Here is a 20,437-nt window from a genome sequence, read left to right on the forward strand (position 1 = left end):
GTTTTACAAATCAAAAGCAGGAACTTAACCGGCAGGTGGAATCTTTGTGGCAACAAACGCAGCCTGGAGCTTTCATTTAATCAATATTTTCCCACCAATCGATGGTTGCAGGTAAAAGATTTCCGAGGTTAACAGTTTCACCTATCAAGGCAGTAACCAAAGGCATATTTCTTTTGCTTGCTTCGGCAGTTACTCTTTTTATAGGTTCATCCCACGCATGTAAAGACAATGCAAATTTGGCCCAGTGGACAGGCAGCAATGTTTTTGTTTTTAAATCAATAGCTGCCTGTACTACTTCTTCCGGCATCATATGTATATGTTTCCAATAGCGGTTATACTGACCGCATTCCAGTATAGCCAAATCAAACGGGCCAAAATTATCGCCAATGGTTTTAAAATGACTGTCGTAACCCGAATCTCCGCCAATGAATATTTTAAGCGTAGGAGTTGTTAGTACAAAGCTCATCCAGATAGCATGGTTTCTTTTCATACCCCTGCCACTAAAATGCCTGCCTGGCGTGGTGTTTATCGTAAATCCATTTTCCAGGTCAATGAATTCATTCCAATCTTTTTCTATAACAATATCGTCTTTAAATCCCCAGCGTTGCAGGTGCTCACCAGTACCCAAACCAGTAATAATTTTTTTAATTTTTGGTTTCAATTTTATTACTGTGTCGTAATCGAGATGGTCCCAGTGATCATGCGTTATTAATAAGTAATCAATCTCCGGAAAGTCAGCGGGTGCATATACATCAGATCCTTTAAAGCTGGTGGTAGTGAAACGAATAGGTGAGGCGCTGCCACTTAATACAGGATCTACCAGGATCGTTTTTCCATCTAACTGCATAAAATAAGAGGAGTGACCAAACCATACCAATATATTTTCATCCGGTGAAAGGTTTAATAAATCCATTTTTTTAGAAGGAAGGGTGGTAGCAGGTTTGCTTCTTTTGCTTCTATCAAAAAAGAATTCTTTCAGTACAGTGAAAAAGTTGGCGTCATCCGTGAGGTCTGGTGTGAAACTTAGGTTTTGAAATTGCCCGTCTCGGTAGTTGGGAGATTTTTTTATTTTCTCCAGGCGGTCGCCTGCAGGTCGTCTGCCAAATTTTGGTTGTTGTAAAAAGAGATAGATGGCACTGATAAGCACAAATACAATAGCGGCAAATAATAGCATCAGGTAATTATTTTCAATTGATGAATAAGCACATTTTATATGATTGACGAATCAACCACATTAAAACTTTAAAATGGCCAATCTAATTTAAAATTAAACTGATGCAGTAAAGCTGGAGGCTTATTGATATGAAAATTTTATAAGGCAGCTGCAATTTTTTGAACCGGCACATTTCTGTCAAAAGCTTTTACAAATTGCCCGTTTTTATTGTACAAAAACATCGCAGGCAAACCGGGAATCGTAAAGAAATTGCCTAACATGTAGCGATAATCCATACCCATGGTAATATTGCGATACCTGGCTACATTAAACTCCTGGTAAAATCTCTTTACATAGCTATAGCCGAGGTTGGAAACCATTACAATTTGTACATTTTTGAACAATTTAATATTGGCCATAATTTCTTTAATCTTTTGCTGGCAATGCTCGCAGTCGGGGCTGAACACCATCATAATTACCGCTTTGTTTTTTTGCAGGTTGGCCTTCTCAAACCTGCTGCTGTCGGGCACTCTGGTGATGCTGAATGATGGCAGGCCGGTTTGCCTTGCGGTCATTTGCATACTTGGTGCCTGAGCTTTGGCAGTATTGCCAACAAGCAGTATAAGAAGGTAAATAACAATCCGGTTCATCAATAAAAATTTTGATAAAGCTATGAGAATTTGGCGATAATAATATGTTAAGCAAAGATGTTTCGGACTGTTGAATGCCTACTCATTCAAAAAAAATAAGCCTGATTTAAAATCAAATCTTAATTTTGGATCTATTAAGGAAATGGTGTCTTCCTACTTAACCGTCTTATTTCAACAAAGACTGATGGCGCCTGCAAATGGTAATTATTTTATTTTCCGAAAACTATTTGTAGGATGAATACAACAAAATATGCGACAGCGCAATTACACATTGCCAAACAATTACTTCGATGGACGCTTATCATTTTTCCTGTTTCTATATCAATTGGTTTACTGGTAGCTTTCTTTTTATGGCTGCTGGATATTGTTACCGTTTTACGCTGGCAACATTTGTGGCTTATCTTTTTATTGCCATTGGCAGGTATTTTAATTGTGTGGCTTTACAACAGGTTTGGCAAAAACAGTCATGCAGGTAACAATTTAATTATTGATGAAATACATGAGCCGGGCGGCGGTGTTCCTTTCCGCATGACGCCGCTGATTTTATTCACTACTATCATTACGCATTTATTCGGCGGCTCCGCCGGCCGCGAGGGCACCGCTGTACAAATGGGTGGCAGCATGGCTTCGCAGTTTGCTGACTGGTTTAAATTATCGGTATACGATAAACAAATTCTCCTGATGTGCGGTATGTCTGCCGGCTTTGCGGCCGTATTTGGTACGCCGGTAGCGGGTGCTGTATTTGCACTGGAAGTATTGTACATCGGCCGCATCAAATATGACGCATTGATTCCCTGTTTAATTGCAGGCATCGTCGCACATATTACCTGTGTATCCTGCAGCATTCAGCACACGCAATATACCATCGCCTTTAAAAGCAGCAGTGATTCTTTTTTCCCCCATATTTCATTCGATCTTTTTTTATTGGGTAAGGTAATTATTGCCGGAGTACTGTTTGGCTTTGCGGGGTTTGGCTTTGCTGCCCTGTCGCATACTATAAAAAATAAAAGCAGGCAGTTTATTACAAACCCTTTACTGGTACCGGTTGTAGGTGCCGTACTTGTTGTTGGAATAAGTTACCTGCTTGGCACTTTTGATTACCTGGGTTTGGGCGTTACCAATCCGAAACCGGATGGCATCAGTATTGTCAATGCATTCAAAACTGGCGGAGCTGGTTATCTGAGCTGGTTTTGGAAATTATTATTAACGGCCATAACACTGGGCATGGGCTTTAAAGGTGGCGAAGTAACACCGCTATTTTTTATTGGCGCAACGCTGGGTAACATCCTCGCAACCATCAGCGGTGCACCTGTTGATCTAATGGCCGGCCTTGGCTTTATTGCCGTATTTGCAGGCGCTACCAATACGCCACTGGCATGTACTTTAATGGGTATAGAATTGTTTGGATCTGAAAATATAATTTACTACGCCGTGGCCTGTTTTACTGCCTACTATTTTAGCGGGCATTCGGGTATTTACAAATCGCAACGGGTAGCCGTTACAAAGTTATCGCCGGTAAAAGGAAATACGATCAGCCCCTCTTCTTCAAAAGAAGATACAGCACGGCACAAAAAATAATTTATTAAACAGCTGATAATTTCTCAAAAAAAGTAAAGTCATCTTTCGTTAACCAATGATGTCTTTGCATAATTTTAATTATATCGTTCCGTAAAATTTGTTGAATAGTTAGGCTCTTATCTTCAGATGTATCCAGTAAAAAAGCAACCAGAATGCCACTTCCAATACTGTTACAATAACGACTCCCATCCACAGGGTTTTATTATCCTGCTGTGCATTTGCTACTTTCTGATACATGATTGATTGATTTAAAGACTATAATAAAAGTTAATAACCTTGTTCGGAGATCAGTACAAAATGGGAGTTTCAATCAATCAAATTAAATCAAAAAGTATTGAAAATATCAAATCATAGTAAACCTGCTTTGTAATGTTAGGCTGATGCTTTCTCTGCCATATCCGGAATATCTACGGCCTTGTATTTACCGGCATCCAGCTTTTTCTTGGTGGCTTCAAATGCATCCAGTGTTTTTTCAATGTCTTCATCGGTGTGAACGGCGGTAGGTATCAGGCGGTAAATAATATCACCTTTTGGTATAACCGGGTAAACAACAATTGAACAAAATATATGATAATTTTCCCGGAGGTCCATCACCATTTGTGTGGCTTCAGGCACATCACCCTTCATGTAAATCGGTGTAACGGGACTGTTGGTATCACCAATATCAAAACCTCTTTCCTTCAGCCCGCTTTGTAAGCGGTTTACGTTGTACCACAACTTCTCTCTCAGTTCGGGCATCGTCTTTATCATATCCATCCGCTTCAGCATACCTTCCACCACTAACAACGGAACACTCTTTGCAAATATTTGTGAGCGCACATTGTAACGCAAATATTTTATTACAGCTTTAGGGCCGCAGATAAATCCGCCAAGGCTACCTAAACTTTTTACCATGGATGAAAAATACAAATCAATGCCATCCTGGCAACCCTGTGCTTCATCTGCACCGGCCCCCGTTGGACCCATGTAGCCGAAACCATGTGCATCATCAATCAAAATTCTGAATTCGTATTTTTCTTTTAATGCAACAATTTCTTTTAAAATACCCTGTTCTCCATCCATACCAAACACACCTTCTGTAATTACCAAAATACCGCCACCCTGTTTGGCTGCCAGTTCAGTAGCACGTTGCAGTTGCTTTTCGCAATCCTCAATATCATTGTGTTTAAAAGCGTAACGGTGCCCCATGTGCAGCCTTACCCCGTCTACAATACAGGCATGTGCCTCTGCATCATACACAATTACATCGCGGCGGTTTACCAATGCATCAATACAACTCATAATGCCCTGGTAACCGAAGTTCAGCAGCATGGTATCTTCTCTTTTTACAAACAGGCTGATTACTTTTTCCAATGCATCATGCATATCAGTATTGCCACTCATCATACGGGCACCCATAGGGTTTCCCATACCATATTTTACAGCAGCTTCCGCATCAACTTTTCTTACTTCCGGGTGATTTACGAGGCCGAGGTAATTGTTCAAACTCCACACAATCATTTCTTTTCCCCTGAACTGCATTCTTGGCCCCAGTTCGCCTTCTAATTTTGGAAAGGCAAAATAACCATGCGCCCTGTCCATATGCTGGCCGATCGGGCCGCCATCTTTTACTAATTTTTCAAAAACATCTGCCATACTATTGCGGTAGTTTTAAAAGTTTTCGTCCTGCCTTCACTTTTTTATAGCAACATCCTTGCGTCGCCCTCTTGTGCTATATACCATTGGGCATCATTGGCGTTCAATTCGAAACAGTATTATCTCAAATTGGCTAACCGGCTGCAAATTTAAGGCTTTTGCTATCAAATAAACCAGCTTAACAGAACAACGGCGCCAAACGTATTGCCTGCTTCTGCTATCTTTGAAAAAAATACTCGCATGGGCCAAAAATCGCTGATTGTTGTTTGTTTATTATTAATTATGGGTGCTGGTGTGGCAGCACAACCTGGGAGAAAAGTGGCAGCTAAACCTTTAGAGCCCCAACAGCAGTCAGCCAAACCTAAACTAATAGTTGGTATAGTAATCGATCAAATGCGGTGGGATTATTTATATCGGTTTAATCAATTGTATTCTGCCAATGGTTTCAAACGGCTCATGGGCGAAGGCTTTAGCTGTGACAATACGCTGATACCTTATACGCCAACCTATACAGCACCGGGCCATACCTGCATTTATACCGGTAGTGTGCCTGCTGTGCACGGCATTGTTGGTAATAACTGGTATGATAAATCCCGGAATGTAAATGTTTACTGCACGGACGATTCAACTGTAACCACGGTGGGTAATGCGCCAGATGATGCCGGCAAAATGAGCCCTGAAAATTTGTGGACAACAACTATTACAGATGAACTAAGATTAAGCAACAATTTTAAAAGCAAAGTAATTGGTATAGCACTTAAAGATCGCGGCGCTATTTTGCCTGCAGGACACAGTGCTAATGCGGCCTACTGGTATGATGATAAAGGTGGTAAATGGATCAGCAGCACCTATTATATGAAACAGGCGCCGGACTGGGTAAATAATTTCAATGCGAAAGACTTTGCAGGAACATATATGAGTAAAGACTGGAATACATTGTTACCAATTGATCAGTATGATTTAAGTACACCGGACAATGAGCCATATGAAAATGCAATTCCAGGCGAGACAACAGTTACGTTTCCGCACAAATTATGTGCTATCACAATGGGCAAATACAACTCTTTCCGCACTACACCTTTTGCCAACACTTTTACTTTTGATTTTGCAAAACTGGCAATTGAAAATGAGAAATTAGGAAGCAATGCTGTTCCGGATTTTTTGACTGTCAGTATTTCCTCAACAGATTATGTCGGGCATACATTCGGTCCAAATTCTGTTGAAGCAGAAGATACCTATTTGCGGCTGGATAAGGATATCGCCAGCTTCCTGGATTATCTTGATCAAAAGGCCGGCAAAGGAAATTACCTTATTTTTTTAACAGCTGATCATGGTGCCGCACATGTGCCGGGCTTTTTAGCGGAGCACAAAATACCTGGTGGTGCAGTGAGCGATGCAGAAATCGCCAAAGAAATTAATACAGCTATTGAAACAACCTTGGGTTTTAAAAACGCAGTATTATCGGTACAAAATTACCAGGTGTATTTAAATTTCGCAGAAATTGAAAAGCAGGGAAAAGATAAAGCTGCCATAATAAATACAGTTGTAAAGGCCCTGCAACAAAAGCCATATATAGTAAACGTATTTGAGACCAGCAAACTGGCATCAACTGCAATACCGGAGCCGCAAAAAGAAATGATGGCTAACGGCTATAATCCAAAAAGAAGCGGCGATATACAGTTTACTTTTAAACCCGGTTATTTTGACGGAGGCAGCAAGGGCACTACACATGGTTTATGGAACCCCTATGATGCTCATATTCCCTTATTATTTTTTGGATGGAATATTCAACCGGGTAAAACCAATCGGGAGACCCATATGACAGATATTTCCGCCACATTGGCGGCATTGCTGCAGATACAAATGCCCAGCGGTTGCGTAGGAAAAGTAATTACAGAAATTACAAATAATAAAGCACATAATTAGTTTACTCGTAAGTAACGCAAATACCTGCCGTTGTAAACGGGGTAGGCTTTAATCATTGTATTAAATAAAGCCTACCTTGTTTGGCTCAAACCAAAAAATGCAACAGCAATTTGACGAACTGATCAATAGTTTTATTGATACCAATGTAGGTATAGCCGATCATTTTTTATCAGCGGCGCTATCCGCCAGCCTGCAACAAAACATCCATCAATTGCAGGATGATAAACAAATGAAATATGCCGGTATCGGCAACGAAGTTTTGGCGGATGCAGCCCAGCAAATGCGGGGTGATAAAATAAGCTGGCTGGATAAAAAGAACAACAATATCGACGAACAGGAATTCCTTGAAAAGGTGGAAGATTTTATTGATCACCTCAACAGGACATGTTACACCGGCATTAATGATTATGAATTTCACTATGCCATATATGAAGAGGGCAGTGCCTATAAACGGCATAAAGACCAGTTTAAAACAGACAATAAAAGAAAGTACTCGCTGATTTGCTATTTAAATGACGACTGGAAAGTGGCTGATGGCGGGCAACTGATGATTTATCAAGATGATACTGCACAGAGTATTTTGCCCACTGCTCAAAAAGCTGTTTTCTTTAAAAGCGCTGAAATGGAACATGAAGTTTTACTCGCCCATAAATCCAGGATGAGTGTAACCGGTTGGTTGAAACAGCGGTGATTTTATAAGCAGGTATCTCTTAACATCTTCATGTATTGCACACCCTTTTGCCTTGCAAAATGAATATTGTTATCCGGAATATTTTCAGGATCGGGGTAACGCTCCAGTGCCTCTTCAATTTGGGCTTCTCTTAATAAATGCAGCATCGGATATAGTGACCGGTTGGTATAATTGGCGGCATCGTTTACAGGTGCTTCTTCAAAAATATATTGCGGGTGAAAACTAGCAACCTGGTAAATACCTTCATAATCATTCGCCTCCAGCAGGTCTTCGGCTTTGCTCACCAAGTCAAGAAAATCATCGAACTCGTTGAAGCCATTTGGAAAAATAAGCAGTGTTGTTACAATGGTATCGTCTTCATCCAGTCGTTTACATTCCCGTAAAAATATATCCAGGCATTCGCTGTTAATGCCGCTTGCTTCTACCTGGTAATGTACCCTGTTGTGTTTCATCTCCTTTGCAGCAAACGGGCAGAAATTGCAGGCAATCACTACGCTGGTAATCCATTTTTTTGTTTGTGCTATAATTAGTTCCGGAGATATCATACAGAAGATTTTGTAAAGAGACGTGCATAAAAAAATCCCTCACAGAAAGTGAAGGATTTTTTTTATCGGTAAATGAGTTAATCAATAATCTCTGTTGTAACCACCACTGCCGCCGCTTCTGTTGCCACCGCTGCCGCCGTAACCACCGCTGCCGCCGCTTCTTCCGCCGCCGCCGCCATAACCGCCGCCGCCGCTTTTCTTGTAGCCGCCACCGCCGCCACTTCCACCGCCGAAGCTGCGTTTTTTGTAGCCGCCTTCACCTTCGGTGCGTGGTTGTGATTCGTTTACAATTAGTTTACGGCCTTGTACTTCGCTTTCGTTTAAACTGGCAATAGCTGTTTTAGCAGCTTCTGCGTCGTCCATTTCAACAAAACCAAATCCTTTGCTGCGGCCGTTCATTTTGTCTTTTAAGATTTTGGCACTTGTAACTGTACCAAATTGTGAGAAGAGACTGCTTAGATCTTCATCAGTCATCGTCCAACTGAGGTTTCCTACATAAATGTTCATTGTAAAAACTTTTTAAAATTAAATAAAAACTTTAATGCCTTAGTGGGTACAATGAACTGAAAACGGACTTCGGAAAAGACATCTATCAGCTAACGACGAAATACTAAAACCATTAATGCAATACAAATGTAACTATTTATTTAAAAAAACAATAATTTTCAAAAAAAATCATATTCCAGGCTTTTCGAGCATCATTTTAGCCAAACGGGCGTCTCTTTTATACACATCGTTTCTGAAATTAAGTTTGCCCTGCCTGTCCACCCAGGCAGTAAAATAGGCGATAAATACCGGCAGGGTCTTTTTCAATGTTACATATTGTTCCACACCTTTATTCATAGCCTCGGTTATTTTTTGTTCATTCCAGGCACTATCATTTCTCAAAAGATATTCCGCCAGTTTTTTTGGTTCTGCGAGGCGTATGCATCCGTGACTAAAAGCTCTTTTATCTTCATTAAACAAAGATTTCGCGGGTGTGTCATGCAGGTAAATGCTGTGGGTATTAGGGAATAAAAATTTCACCAGACCCAGTGAATTATCCGGCCCCGGCTTCTGGCGTACATTGCCTCCGTTCCATTCCATATTGTGCTCTACAAGGTAATTGGGGTTTTTTCTCATGGCAGGCAAGGTTTCATTTTTTAATATGCTTGCCGGAATATTCCAGTAAGGACTAAAAACAATGTATTTTAACTCCCCGTTAAAAATAACCGTTTTATGTTCATCTTTACCCACCACCACATTCATGCTGAAGGCGATACTGTCATTTTCGTATACATGCAATTTGTATTCAGGAATATTAATCACAAGGTAATTGTTGATCAATGTTACCGGAACCCAACGGCTGCGCTCCATATTGACGATGAGCTGTTCTATTCGTTTATCCAGCGGGTAATTCATTTCAGCCAGCAGCGCTGTGTTTACAAGTCCGTCTTCTTTGTAACCAAGCCTGTGTTCAAAATTTTTTACACCCTGCAGCAGAGCCGAATCAAATATGTTGGATTGATTATTTGCAGGCACATCTCCCAACAGGTAAAGCCTTTGCCGTATGGCCCCAACAGTTGCAGAAGAATCCTTTAATTTGTAAACTTTTTTATCACCCTTAATTACCGTTAGTGGTCCCTGCGCATTTAACTGGTTGTATTTTTTTAGATAATCTTTCAGCAGATGATACTGCCGGTATACAGGGTCTTTTTGCAATATGCCGGCTCCGTTTACCAATGAATCGAGTAATTGCTGCGTAGTTAACTTTTTTCGGGGCAGTAACCATTCTGTTGAAAGTGATTGTTTTTCGCTTATACCCTGCCATACTTTTTTTGCATAGGCCAGGTATTGTGAGGTTAGCATCAGTTCTGTCACAGGGGCAATTTTTATTGCGCCTTCTTCCGTTTCCATCAGGCCAATAAATGCTGCCTTGTAGGGTACTTCCCCGGGCATTCCTTCATCCCTGATATTGACGATGCGGTTGTATAAGTTGTGTGCCGGTTCTATCATACCGCTGTCATCATACCAGGCATAAGCGTAATTCCTGCTTTTATAAAAGGCAGTGATATCTTTCTGAAATGACCTGAATTTGGGAAAGCTATCAACAAACTTTTTAATGATGCTGCTGTCGAAGGTAATTTTCGTTTGATTGCTAAAGCTTCCCTGGATGCCCATTCCGGTTGGCGATACTTTTGGAACGGTATCTTTACCAACGGAGGGAGTTTTACTGGACGTATTATTACAATCAGTGAAAGCAATACTTACAAATGAAAGGGTAAATATAAAGAGCAAAAATCTGTTTATCATGACCGTGTTGGTGTTTAGATGGATGCAAATATTATCGTACCGGTAATGCTAAAAGTAAGACTGGAGATGTTCTATAAAGGTAACCTTTTACGGTAGGATTGGGAAGAGCATTCTCCAAGGTTGTAGCGCCAAAGCGTATAAAGGAAATGACAACAAAGGAATATAATTATTTAGATGTCGGACAAAAAAATCCGCCCGGTAAAACCAGGCGGATTTTTTATTTTATTGACTTGTATTTTATTCAGCAGTTACTTCAAATTCAACTTCAGTTTCGTTACCGTTACCAAAATCAATTTTTGCTTTAAACGTGCCTAATTCTTTTACTTCATCAAGGATGGTGATACGACGGCGGTCAATTTCGTAGCCCTTTTGTTCTTTAATTGCACGTGCAATCTGAACAGAGGTTACGCTACCGAAAATTTTACCAGTTGTACCTGTTTTAGCACCAATTTTCAATGGTCCGCTGGTTAAAGCCGCAATAACGATGTTCAATTCAGCTAATAATTTAGCTTCTTTCTTCGCCTGCTGTTTAACCTTTTCTTCCCTTTGTTTCAGGTTACTCGGGCTAGCCTCGATTGCCAGTTTGGAAGGAATTAAAAAGTTACGTCCGTAACCATTTTTTACGGTAACCAGTTCGTTGGCACCGCCAAGGTTGTTTACATCCTGTATTAATATTACCTGCATGTTGTTTGCATTTTTACCCAATCCTTGCCGATCGTTGACTGGCATATCAGACTTTCCCTATTGGAAGGTTAGGGTGGTGAAAAATTTATTTTAATAAATCTGTAACGTAAGGCAGAATAGCCATTTGGCGGGCTTTCTTTACCGCATCGCTCACTTTACGCTGAAACTTTAAAGAGTTTCCGGTTAAACGGCGGGGTAGCAATTTACCTTGTTCGTTCAGGAATTTTTTCAAAAAATCGGCGTCTTTATAATCGATATAATGAATGCCCATCTTTTTAAAGCGGCAATATTTCTTTGGACGCTTGTCAGCTTTGATTGCTGTGAGATATTTGATCTCGTTTGGTTTTGCCATGATTATGCCTCCGCTTTTTCAGTTGGTGAATATTTACCGCCACTTCTCTTTTTGGTGTTGTAATCGACGGCGTATTTATCGAGTACAGTATACATGTGACGCATCACTGATTCGTCACGTAAAAGTTGAGTTTTCAACTTTTCATTGAAGTCGGTTGGCGCTTTATACTCCATTACCCAGTAAAGACCAGTAGTCTTTTTGGCAATGGGATAGGCCAGCGATTTTAGTCCCCATGGATTGGTGTGTAACACTTCACCACCATTGTCAGTAACAATAGCAGCAAATTTTTTCTGAGCGGCTTTGAATTCCTCTTCAGACAACACCGGGGTAAAAATCACCATCAATTCGTAGTTGTTCATTTTCCCTTGTTTATTGTTTAAAAATTGGTTAAATCCGTACACAAATGTTTACGGGGCTGCAAAGGTAGGGATTTAATGGATAATTTATGAGTGGATAATGGATAATTTTTCAAATACATAGTCAATTTACCTTATTTATTACCTTTTTCTTTGCCATATCTTCTAAAAATTCTTTCATTATAATCTTAAAACCATGGATTGTTATAAAAATAACCCCCTCATACATTTTGCGCAAGGTGACTCCTTCAGTAAGGAATGGACTACTGAGCTTCCACTTTTACCCTGATCCCTTCACTGTGGCTGGTAAATTCAGGAGCGTACATACACTGAATACTGGTAATGCCGTTGCTGAAATTACCCGCATGTGTTACGAACAGAGGATACTCAAAAACATAACTACCCCGTGGTAACCAGCTAAAAAAGAAATTGGCGCTGGCGTCTTTGGGGCTTTCATAATAGCCCAGGCCAGCCTGCCATTTAAACTGGCTGATTACGTTCACCGGTTCCATGCAGGCCGCACGCATATCCTTCATGTGTACATATTCCATATCCCTGTCCACTTTTAATTCAATGCGCACGATTACTTTGTCGCCGATTTTCAGTTCAGCATTATCCGCAATAGCTTCCAACACCGGGCCCTTGTCTGTATTTTTTTCAATAAATAATTTTTTAGTCAATTTGAGTGGTGTTTCTGCAAAAGTTATTTTATCCAGGTCTTCAAAATATTGCCAGTAAACACTTCCCCATGAGGCTTCCTTGCTCTTTAAAGAAGGTTTTTGGGCGTTTGCTGACTTGATATCTACTTTGATGTTACCCATTACTGCATTTACTTTTTCTCCTTCTATTATTTTTTTGAAGTAACCTGTTCCGTCTTCTGTTTTATCATCAGTGCTTTTTATCACTGTATTTCCCAGGCTAATGGCTATTTCTCTTTCGGTGTTTAACCAGTTGTTGCCATTCAGCAATAATGCGTAGCAGGCCTCAGCGGTAGCTTTGGTGGTTTTCCAGTTTTGTGTTTGCTTTTGTTTTAGCAACCAGGTTTTAAGGTCATCAACGGTTGCAGTATTTTTATCAATGTCAGAAAAAGCTTCTATCATCAACGCCTGGCTTTCAATCGGAGCCTGGTACCAGTAGTAGCCTCCATTGGTCCATTCTTTCCAGTACATGCCCATTTCTTCTTTATTGATGGCATTTTCTTTCAATGACTGGATGATGGCTTTGGGTGTTACCCCATCATTGGTACGGTTGAGTGCCAGTGCAATCATGGCCTGCAGGTATTTACCATTGCTAATCCAGTATTTTTTTGCCTGCTCACGGTAATAGGTATAAGCCGTTTGCGATGTGGCTGCAACAGGTGTTTCAGTAAAAAAACTGCGCATATACAGGTACTGAATCGCCGTGTTGCTAAGGTTATTCTTTTTAAGATCAACTTTTAGTTTAACCAGCGCATCATAATCTGCTTTTATCTTTTTATCCAGGTAAGGGAGTGCCTTATTCACCATCATACTAATGTCTTTTACCTGGCTGTTGTTGTTGCCGGGCAGGGCATTTATTTTTTTTAAATGACCGATCCCTGTAAGGATATATTGCGTAATGTACCGGTCATCTGCACCACCTTTAAACCATACAAAACCACCATTGGTACTTTGCATGTCTTTTAATTGCTGGATGGCTTTGGTTGTTTCATTGCCCATTTTTACCAGGTCGAATAGCAGTGCGATATTTTTCTTTTGATCAGTTTCATTTTTCGCAGCCAGCACCCAGGGTGTTTCCTGCAGCAGGGCTGATTTTAGTTCTTCATTTTTTTGAAGATTACTTTGTAAAGCTGTGGTATCAATGGAGCGCCATTTGTCAAACACGGCTTTTATTTTCGGCGCACTGTTGCTTACAAAAGAAGCCAGTGTATTGGCGTAATACCGGTTAAAGGTTTGTTCAGCACATTCATATGGGTACTCCATTAAATAAGGCAACGCCTGCACCGCATACCAGGCCGGGTTTGCAGTGTACTCCATCGTTAAAGCATGGTTGGTGAGGGTTTGACTGCTGCCGCTGTTTAATAGTTTTTCGAATTTGAATGTTTTGGAGGTTGTGTTTCTTAGATTGAGCGGCATTGTTTCTGTCACCAGCATGCGGTTGGTTAAAACAGGGATTGCCATTTCTTCACCGTCACTAAAGTTCCCTCCTTGTGAAGCGGATTTATCAGAAGACTTGGCTACTATGCGATACGTCATTGCTGAGTTGAAGTTGAAGGGTATCTCTATCGGGAATTTTACTGCTGCACTTTGCCCTGCCGCAACGGTAAAATACTGTGTTGGAAAAATGTTTTTAAACCAGCCATCCACCGGTTGATTGGTAGTTGCATCCAGCAATTCCAGTTGGGTGGTGCCGGTAATTTCTTTATCGGTTAGGTTTACAACCTTAGCGCTGAATTCAATGCCATCGCCTTCTCTTAAAAAGCGGGGCGCATTGGGTTGTATCATCAATGGCTTTTGTGTTACAGTTGTCTTTTCGGCATAGCCGCTCGCCAACGTTTTCGTATGTGCGAAAGTCATCAGCTTCCATTTGGTCAATGCCTCAGGGATAGTAAATGAAAAAGTTACATTGCCATCGGCATCGGTTTGCAAATCCGGGAAGAAGAAGGCAGTTTCGTTGAAGTTTTTGCGAATTTGAGGTTGGATTTCAGCTTTGTTGTTTATCGGTAATTCGACCTGACCGTTAGCTTGCTCCACATCAATCATAGCTTTTGCAGAATCCATTACCTGGGCATTTTTAAATTGCTTCGGTGCAGCCGACATTTCTGCCTCCGCCAGAACAGGAGAAACTCCTGGAGCGGCGGATCTTAAAACCATGTCGCTACGCAAGCTGCCTCCTGCATAAATCATGTTATTATTAGAATACAGCAATTGGTCGTATGACTTTGGCCTGTTACTCACATACTCATTGCCCACCCGATTGTATTCTTCCGAATTCATTTCTTCAAAACCATTGTCCGTCCAGTTAATTTTATTATACAATCCCGGCCAGATATTGAGAGCGCTCCAACTATGTGGTTTAAACTGGTCCAGACTCGCATCGTACATGGCCGCCAGCATTTCTGCCGCCACTTTTTCGCCTTTGTTGCCGCTGATTTTTACTGTCCATTTTTCTTCACTTCCCGGTAATAATTTATCCCGGAAACTAGCATAGTCGATGCTGAGTTCTTTATTGCTCCAGGGAATGTAAAAACTTTCATTGCCTTTGTATACGCGGTTGTGTTGTACAAATGCATAGCTAACATTCATGCCACCACGGTCTTTCTCCGTTACCAAAATTTCATTTTGAAAAGGCTGGCCTGATGTGATGGTGGGGTAGGCAGTCTTAGTGCCTTCTTCCATTTTAGTCAATGTATGAATCAGCCAGATGTTTTTAAAACCTGTTGCGATATTATACTGTATTTTTTTACCAGGTTCCGACTGGTTGTTGTCTACCCTTACTTCCACCGCATTGGCAGTGATCGCGGCTTTGTTGTTGCTGAATAACTGTACATATTTTTCAGTTTTCACTTCTTCTCCGTATTTATCTTTTGCAACGGCTACAATCTTGTACCAGCCTGGTTTTAAAGACAGTCCTGCCAAAGCCACATTGTGGTTGGTGCTGTCTGTTTTTTCAAAAACTTTGGCAGCGGCTTCATAATTTTTTACTTCGTTTTCATTTTTATACACGTCATACGGAAAGTAGCCATAGTATTCATTCCTGCTCATTACAAACTGGTCGGGTTGATCCCAATATCTTTCCCTGAAAATTTTTGCTGGTGTTTTTAATTCCTGGATCGTAACCGTAGCGTTGGTTGTTTCTTCTATATCGTTGAGGTTGGTACTTTTTACAAAGATGTTTTTTAAACTGTCGGTTGACATTTTATCTGCAACGTTAATGTCGAGTTGTAACATCTGGTAAGCAACGGCCACGGATGCCGAGCCGCTTCTTGTTTCACCATTCAGGTCAGTAACATCGGCACTCACTTCATAGTAAAAAATCGGTTGTGTTTTTTTGTCGATACTTTCATCAGGCAAAGCTTCAAAGGTAATGTGGAATGCACCTGCTGCGTCTGTAGTTGTTTCACCATTGGTAATTTCCATTTCATCACTCCGGCCATACGGTATGCCGGGCCTTCCTTTGCGGATATAACTTCCCCAACCCCACCAGATGGGATAACGCACTTTACGCACCACACGATATTTTACTTTCGCCGCATCAATATTATTGCCGGCATAGGCTTTGGCGGTGCCGGTAACGGCAATGCTATCCATTAGCCGGTAAGTGCCTTTTGGCTTTTCCACTTCAGTAAAAAACTTCGGGCGCTTGTATTCTTCCACACTAAAATATTGCTGCGATAAGGTGGCAGTGTCAAACAAATTAAATTGACCGTTCAAGGTGCCTTCGGGTAATTTAAAAGAACCATGATAGGATCCATATTCATTCGTCACCAATTGTACATCGGTTACCTTTTGCTGGTTGGCATCCCTCAATTGCAGGCTGGTGCTGAATTTTGGAAGAATACTGGTTTCTGTAGCTTTCACCCCTTTTTGTAAAACGATGCCTTTAAAATAAACCGTTTGTCCCGGGCGATAAATGGATCGGTCAGTAAATAAAAAAGTTACCGGCTTTACGACTGGTGTTTGTTCATAGCCGTTGTAATACGTATTGTAGGTTTCATCCTGCAAAAAAAGTTCATCGTTGGCAGTTTTTATCTGCAGCTTTATATTTCTGTAGTCTTTGCTTTTCTTTAATTGAAAGAAACCATTTTTATCAGTCGTGTAGCTCTCTGCTTTTGTATCGTCATTGCCGCCACTAGAGTAATTGTATTTCGTTTCCCAAACCTGCACGGATGCATTGTTATAAGGTTGACCATTGTCGCGGTTCAGCACATAGTATTCATCTTTGTTATTGTTGATGTAACTGATATTGCTTACGTAGGTTAATTGTTTGGCGATGATATTTTTTTGCAGCGAAAAATTTTTATCCAGGCTGGCAAGGATCAGGTAAACTCCGCCAGGCAACCCATCCACTTTAATTTCTGCAGCATGGGTTTGATAGTCGTTCAAATCAGGCAAAGAAACACTCCACGTTTTGGTGGCTTTCAGCGCTACAATATCTTTCCATAATTTATCATAATCCCGGCGGTCCATTTTTTTTACTGCATCAACAGTAGTTTTTATCACGCGGAAATAAACGGTGGACGTATTTTTATAATTCACCAACGTTCTGAAAGGTGCTTCCGGGATATTTACTTTTTCAGTAGTCAGTGTCAAAGCCGGTTGCAGTATTTCATTCAGTAAATTCTGTGCGTTAATACCACCTTCGCTTTTTGGATATTTTGCGATGGCCAGCCCGCACAATTCTTTTGCCCTTTTTATTTCGTACTGGTTGATTGTTGCGGTAAATGGATCATACTGCTGACCTTTCTCACGATAAATCTGCGCTCTTAAATACATAGCCTGTGCCGCGGCATCATTACCAGTGTAGGTTGTTTCTATATTTTTTAAAGCAGCTTCATATAAATCGTTTTTATTTTCATTGATGGCATACTGGTGCATAAAATTCAGTCGTATCAAATCAGCGTCCAGTAAGGCATCGGGGTTTTTATCTTTTAAATGAAAGCGGATAATTTCCTGCAATAATTCAACGGCTTTAAAATGCAAGGCAGATGTGTCTTTTGTTGAAAAGGTGGTGGCAATAAATTCAGCCGCCGGAGCAAATGCAGCAGGGTTATTGATGGTGAATTTGTAGGCAGGTTTGATCAAATCCTGTTCATCATTCTTAAAATAATCCAGCGCCCGGAATGCCAGGAAATCGAAAAGGGTAGGGCGGAGTTGCCTGGTGTTTTCCCCTTTTATAATTATAGGATCAAAAACTTCTATTTTACTTGTTTGAAGCAGATCTTTATCGGACAGCGAGGCCTTATACAATTTACCGATGTTAGCATGCAATTTCTCCAAACTCCAGGTGCTGATGTCGGTTGCTTTTTCATCACTCAGTGGTTTGCGGCTGTAGAATTTATATCGGTTATTTTGCAGGTACTGCCAGTACATTTCGGCCTGCATGCTTTGTAAAATATTTCTTGCAGGTGCTTTTGCCTGATTGATTAATGTATCGACATAAAATATATTGTTTTCCCTGCTGTCTTCCTGTACCATGTTGTGGTACTTAACCTGGTAGATAGCAGCTTTTATTTGTTGTGCATCATTGTTGTCTTTTACGGCCAATTTGTAAATAACAAGCACTTCTTTCAGGGCAGAACGGGTGAGGCCCTTTATTTCAAAGGCCGCCACCTTTGACCAGTTTGTTGAATAATCTTTAGATTTTTGCGCCATAGTCGTAAATACTAACCCGGTAAAAATTACCAGTAAAAGGTTCTTTAAATACATGCCTGAATTTATTTTAATTACAAGATACAGCTTGTTGCCGGACTGTTATAATGGCGTACAATGGAGGCTGCAGTTAACAGATGTATGGGCCTGTCTCTTTACATAAAAGAACAGGTAATTTTTTTCTTTAACATTTTTTAAAGCGGCAGCAGACGGGGCGGCACAGCTTTTGCGAACCACTATTATAAAAGAAGAGAAGTTACAAAAGGGATACAACTGAAAGACAGTTTAATATCATTACCCCTTGTGATTACTTTAAACATAAAGCCCCGGATTTCCGGGGCTTTATGTTTAATTCGAAAAGGAATAAATTATTTTTTTAGCACGTCTGCCATTGTCTTTCCAATATCAGCCGGACTTGCTACTACATGAATACCACATGAGGTCATGATTTTCATTTTGGCTGCAGCCGTATCATCGGCTCCACCCACAATAGCGCCGGCATGGCCCATGCGGCGTCCTGGAGGCGCTGTCTGACCAGCGATAAATCCTACAACTGGTTTTTTATTACCTGTTGATTGAACATAATGTGCAGCTTCAGCTTCCATACCGCCACCGATTTCACCAATCATTACGATGGCGTCCGTTTCAGGATCATTCATAAACAATTCCACCGCTTCTTTGGTGGTTGTACCAATGATAGGATCGCCGCCAATACCAATCGCAGTTGAAATACCAAGGCCGGCTTTTGCAACCTGGTCCGCTGCTTCGTAAGTAAGCGTACCGCTTTTGGAAACTATACCAATTCTGCCTTTCTTGAATATAAAGCCTGGCATAATGCCCACTTTACACTCTTCCGCAGTAATAATACCCGGACAGTTAGGTCCAATCAGCCTTGCGGTAGTGCTTTTTAAAAAGTTTTTCACTTTCACCATGTCCTGTACAGGTATTCCTTCTGTAATACAAACCACCAGCGCAATACCGGCATCAGCTGCTTCCATAATCGCATCAGCCGCAAATGCAGGAGGTACAAAAATGATACTCACATCTGCACCCGTTGCTTTAACCGCATCCGCTACAGTATTAAATACAGGCTTGTCCAAATGCGTTGTACCGCCTTTTCCCGGCGTAACACCACCCACCAGGTCAGTGCCGTATTCTATCATCTGTGTAGCATGAAATGTACCTTCTGTACCGGTAAAACCCTGTACAATAATTTTGGAGTTTTTATTAACGAGAACTGACATGGTATCGATTAAGAATTAGAAATGAAATATTGAAAATTTTCGCAAAGATAGGGGAGTAAATGTCAAAATTCGAAAATTAGCAAATTAGAAAACAGGCAAATGGTTGGCCCTGTTTTTATCTCTTCAAACCGGTGATTTATTTTATCTCCTCCCCGTTATTCAGCATATCTTCCATGTTCCTGTCATCTGCAATGATGCCTTTGGCTTCCAGCATGCGCATGTCCTTGGCATCCTGTAAAAATTTAGAAGCGAAAATAAACTGGTTGAGTTTTTCATTTTTTGAAAAAATAATTTCTTCGTTGTTGCCGGTCCACTCTTTATGGCCTTCAAACATGTACAAAATATTTTCACCGATTTCCATAACGCTGTTCATGTCGTGGGTGTTGATCACGGTTGTCATGTTGAACTCTTTGGTAATCTCCAGGATAAGCTTATCAATCACCATGGAAGTTTGAGGATCGAGCCCTGAGTTTGGCTCATCGCAAAATAAATATTTTGGATTCAATACAATAGCTCTTGCAATGCCGACCCTTTTTTTCATACCACCACTGATCTCTGCCGGAAATTTTTTATTCGCCCCTTCCAGGTTAACTCTGTCCAGTACTTCGTTTACCCGTTTTAGCTTTTCGCTGCTGTTCATTTTAGCAAACATATCCAGCGGGAACATCACGTTTTGTTCCACGGTCATACTATCGAATAAAGCTGAGCCCTGGAACAGCATACCAATCTGCTGGCGCAATGCCTTTCTGCCATCATCATCCATTTCGGTAAAGCTGATTCCATCATACAAAATTTCACCACTATCGGGTTCAAACAAACCCACAAGGCATTTTTGTAAAACAGTTTTTCCACTGCCGCTGGTTCCGATGATCAGGTTACATTTCCCAGTTTCCATCACGTGGCTTACGTCATCCAGGACTACCTTTTCGTCAAAGCTTTTTCTGATGTTTTTAAATTCAATCATACCGGGAGGCAGTTATA

16 protein-coding genes and 1 riboswitch are annotated in these 20,437 nt (G+C 40.9%); of the genes, 3 read left to right on the plus strand and 13 right to left on the minus strand.

Features of this window, described 5'->3' with window-relative positions; all coding sequences use genetic code 11:
- Positions 1-76: 76 nt before the first annotated feature.
- Together QWZ08_RS03765 and QWZ08_RS03770 are read right to left on the minus strand one after the other, a co-directional pair.
- Positions 77-1,174, minus strand: a complete 1,098-nt coding sequence (locus tag QWZ08_RS03765) for an MBL fold metallo-hydrolase (protein WP_290335879.1) — start codon at positions 1,172-1,174, stop codon at positions 77-79.
- 137 nt (positions 1,175-1,311) lie between these two features.
- The gene (locus tag QWZ08_RS03770; RefSeq protein WP_290335880.1) at positions 1,312-1,803 is read right to left on the minus strand and encodes a TlpA family protein disulfide reductase; all 492 of its coding nucleotides are present in this window, start codon (positions 1,801-1,803) and stop codon (positions 1,312-1,314) included.
- Between the two features lie 129 nt (positions 1,804-1,932).
- Positions 1,933-2,004: riboswitch (Fluoride riboswitch) on the plus strand.
- A gap of 33 nt (positions 2,005-2,037) precedes the next feature.
- Here QWZ08_RS03770 and QWZ08_RS03775 point away from each other — a divergent pair.
- On the plus strand, positions 2,038-3,381 hold the full coding sequence (locus QWZ08_RS03775) for a voltage-gated chloride channel family protein (RefSeq protein WP_290335881.1): 1,344 nt from the start codon (positions 2,038-2,040) through the stop codon (positions 3,379-3,381).
- A gap of 108 nt (positions 3,382-3,489) precedes the next feature.
- Here QWZ08_RS03775 and QWZ08_RS03780 read toward each other — a convergent pair whose 3' ends face one another.
- Together QWZ08_RS03780 and QWZ08_RS03785 are read right to left on the minus strand one after the other, a co-directional pair.
- Complete coding sequence (locus QWZ08_RS03780; protein ID WP_290335882.1) at positions 3,490-3,618, minus strand: hypothetical protein; 129 nt, start codon at positions 3,616-3,618, stop codon at positions 3,490-3,492.
- A 135-nt stretch (positions 3,619-3,753) separates the two neighbouring features.
- A complete protein-coding gene (locus QWZ08_RS03785; protein WP_290335883.1) occupies positions 3,754-5,016 on the minus strand; it encodes an aminotransferase class I/II-fold pyridoxal phosphate-dependent enzyme in 1,263 nt (420 codons plus the stop codon).
- Positions 5,017-5,256: 240 nt separating this feature from the next.
- Here QWZ08_RS03785 and pafA point away from each other — a divergent pair, with 240 nt between their 5' ends.
- Both pafA and QWZ08_RS03795 read left to right on the plus strand, forming a co-directional pair.
- On the plus strand, positions 5,257-6,942 hold the full coding sequence (gene pafA / locus QWZ08_RS03790) for an alkaline phosphatase PafA (RefSeq protein ID WP_290335884.1): 1,686 nt from the start codon (positions 5,257-5,259) through the stop codon (positions 6,940-6,942).
- 97 nt (positions 6,943-7,039) lie between these two features.
- A complete protein-coding gene (locus tag QWZ08_RS03795) occupies positions 7,040-7,633 on the plus strand; it encodes a 2OG-Fe(II) oxygenase (RefSeq protein ID WP_290335886.1) in 594 nt (197 codons plus the stop codon).
- A 2-nt stretch (positions 7,634-7,635) separates the two neighbouring features.
- Here QWZ08_RS03795 and QWZ08_RS03800 read toward each other — a convergent pair whose 3' ends face one another.
- The 9 genes from QWZ08_RS03800 to QWZ08_RS03840 form a co-directional block, all read right to left on the minus strand.
- Positions 7,636-8,178, minus strand: coding sequence for a DUF1415 domain-containing protein (locus QWZ08_RS03800; protein WP_290335887.1), 543 nt, complete (start codon positions 8,176-8,178; stop codon positions 7,636-7,638).
- Positions 8,179-8,259: 81 nt separating this feature from the next.
- On the minus strand, positions 8,260-8,685 hold the full coding sequence (rbp, locus tag QWZ08_RS03805) for an RNA-binding regulator (RefSeq protein ID WP_290335888.1): 426 nt from the start codon (positions 8,683-8,685) through the stop codon (positions 8,260-8,262).
- Positions 8,686-8,853: 168 nt separating this feature from the next.
- On the minus strand, positions 8,854-10,470 hold the full coding sequence (locus QWZ08_RS03810; protein WP_290335889.1) for a L,D-transpeptidase family protein: 1,617 nt from the start codon (positions 10,468-10,470) through the stop codon (positions 8,854-8,856).
- Between the two features lie 237 nt (positions 10,471-10,707).
- Positions 10,708-11,154, minus strand: coding sequence for a 50S ribosomal protein L9 (gene rplI / locus QWZ08_RS03815; protein ID WP_290335890.1), 447 nt, complete (start codon positions 11,152-11,154; stop codon positions 10,708-10,710).
- An 85-nt stretch (positions 11,155-11,239) separates the two neighbouring features.
- A complete protein-coding gene (gene rpsR / locus QWZ08_RS03820; RefSeq protein ID WP_290335891.1) occupies positions 11,240-11,506 on the minus strand; it encodes a 30S ribosomal protein S18 in 267 nt (88 codons plus the stop codon).
- 2 nt (positions 11,507-11,508) lie between these two features.
- The gene (gene rpsF, locus QWZ08_RS03825) at positions 11,509-11,865 is read right to left on the minus strand and encodes a 30S ribosomal protein S6 (protein ID WP_290335892.1); all 357 of its coding nucleotides are present in this window, start codon (positions 11,863-11,865) and stop codon (positions 11,509-11,511) included.
- A 260-nt stretch (positions 11,866-12,125) separates the two neighbouring features.
- On the minus strand, positions 12,126-18,269 hold the full coding sequence (locus QWZ08_RS03830) for an alpha-2-macroglobulin family protein (protein WP_290335893.1): 6,144 nt from the start codon (positions 18,267-18,269) through the stop codon (positions 12,126-12,128).
- Positions 18,270-18,580: 311 nt separating this feature from the next.
- Positions 18,581-19,456: a succinate--CoA ligase subunit alpha gene (gene sucD / locus QWZ08_RS03835; protein WP_290335894.1), complete on the minus strand. Its 876-nt coding sequence runs from the start codon at positions 19,454-19,456 to the stop codon at positions 18,581-18,583.
- Between the two features lie 136 nt (positions 19,457-19,592).
- Positions 19,593-20,420 (minus strand): ABC transporter ATP-binding protein, encoded by an 828-nt coding sequence (locus QWZ08_RS03840; protein ID WP_290335895.1) that lies wholly within the window; start codon positions 20,418-20,420, stop codon positions 19,593-19,595.
- Between the last annotated feature and the right edge of the window lie 17 nt (positions 20,421-20,437).

Origin of the sequence: Ferruginibacter paludis (assembly GCF_030409685.1) — a bacterium.
GTDB classification, from domain to species: Bacteria; Bacteroidota; Bacteroidia; order Chitinophagales; family Chitinophagaceae; genus Ferruginibacter; species Ferruginibacter paludis.

Bases quoted from the DNA above. Each gene is read 5' to 3' on its own strand.
- QWZ08_RS03765 (WP_290335879.1), bottom strand. From the start codon at position 1,174: ATGCTATTATTTGCCGCTATTGTATTTGTGCTTATCAGTGCCATCTAT.
- QWZ08_RS03770 (WP_290335880.1), bottom strand. From the start codon at position 1,803: ATGAACCGGATTGTTATTTACCTTCTTATACTGCTTGTTGGCAATACT.
- QWZ08_RS03775 (WP_290335881.1), top strand. From the start codon at position 2,038: ATGAATACAACAAAATATGCGACAGCGCAATTACACATTGCCAAACAA.
- QWZ08_RS03780 (WP_290335882.1), bottom strand. From the start codon at position 3,618: ATGTATCAGAAAGTAGCAAATGCACAGCAGGATAATAAAACCCTGTGG.
- QWZ08_RS03785 (WP_290335883.1), bottom strand. From the start codon at position 5,016: ATGGCAGATGTTTTTGAAAAATTAGTAAAAGATGGCGGCCCGATCGGC.
- pafA (WP_290335884.1), top strand. From the start codon at position 5,257: ATGGGCCAAAAATCGCTGATTGTTGTTTGTTTATTATTAATTATGGGT.
- QWZ08_RS03795 (WP_290335886.1), top strand. From the start codon at position 7,040: ATGCAACAGCAATTTGACGAACTGATCAATAGTTTTATTGATACCAAT.
- QWZ08_RS03800 (WP_290335887.1), bottom strand. From the start codon at position 8,178: ATGATATCTCCGGAACTAATTATAGCACAAACAAAAAAATGGATTACC.
- rbp (WP_290335888.1), bottom strand. From the start codon at position 8,685: ATGAACATTTATGTAGGAAACCTCAGTTGGACGATGACTGATGAAGAT.
- QWZ08_RS03810 (WP_290335889.1), bottom strand. From the start codon at position 10,470: ATGATAAACAGATTTTTGCTCTTTATATTTACCCTTTCATTTGTAAGT.
- rplI (WP_290335890.1), bottom strand. From the start codon at position 11,154: ATGCAGGTAATATTAATACAGGATGTAAACAACCTTGGCGGTGCCAAC.
- rpsR (WP_290335891.1), bottom strand. From the start codon at position 11,506: ATGGCAAAACCAAACGAGATCAAATATCTCACAGCAATCAAAGCTGAC.
- rpsF (WP_290335892.1), bottom strand. From the start codon at position 11,865: ATGAACAACTACGAATTGATGGTGATTTTTACCCCGGTGTTGTCTGAA.
- QWZ08_RS03830 (WP_290335893.1), bottom strand. From the start codon at position 18,269: ATGTATTTAAAGAACCTTTTACTGGTAATTTTTACCGGGTTAGTATTT.
- sucD (WP_290335894.1), bottom strand. From the start codon at position 19,456: ATGTCAGTTCTCGTTAATAAAAACTCCAAAATTATTGTACAGGGTTTT.
- QWZ08_RS03840 (WP_290335895.1), bottom strand. From the start codon at position 20,420: ATGATTGAATTTAAAAACATCAGAAAAAGCTTTGACGAAAAGGTAGTC.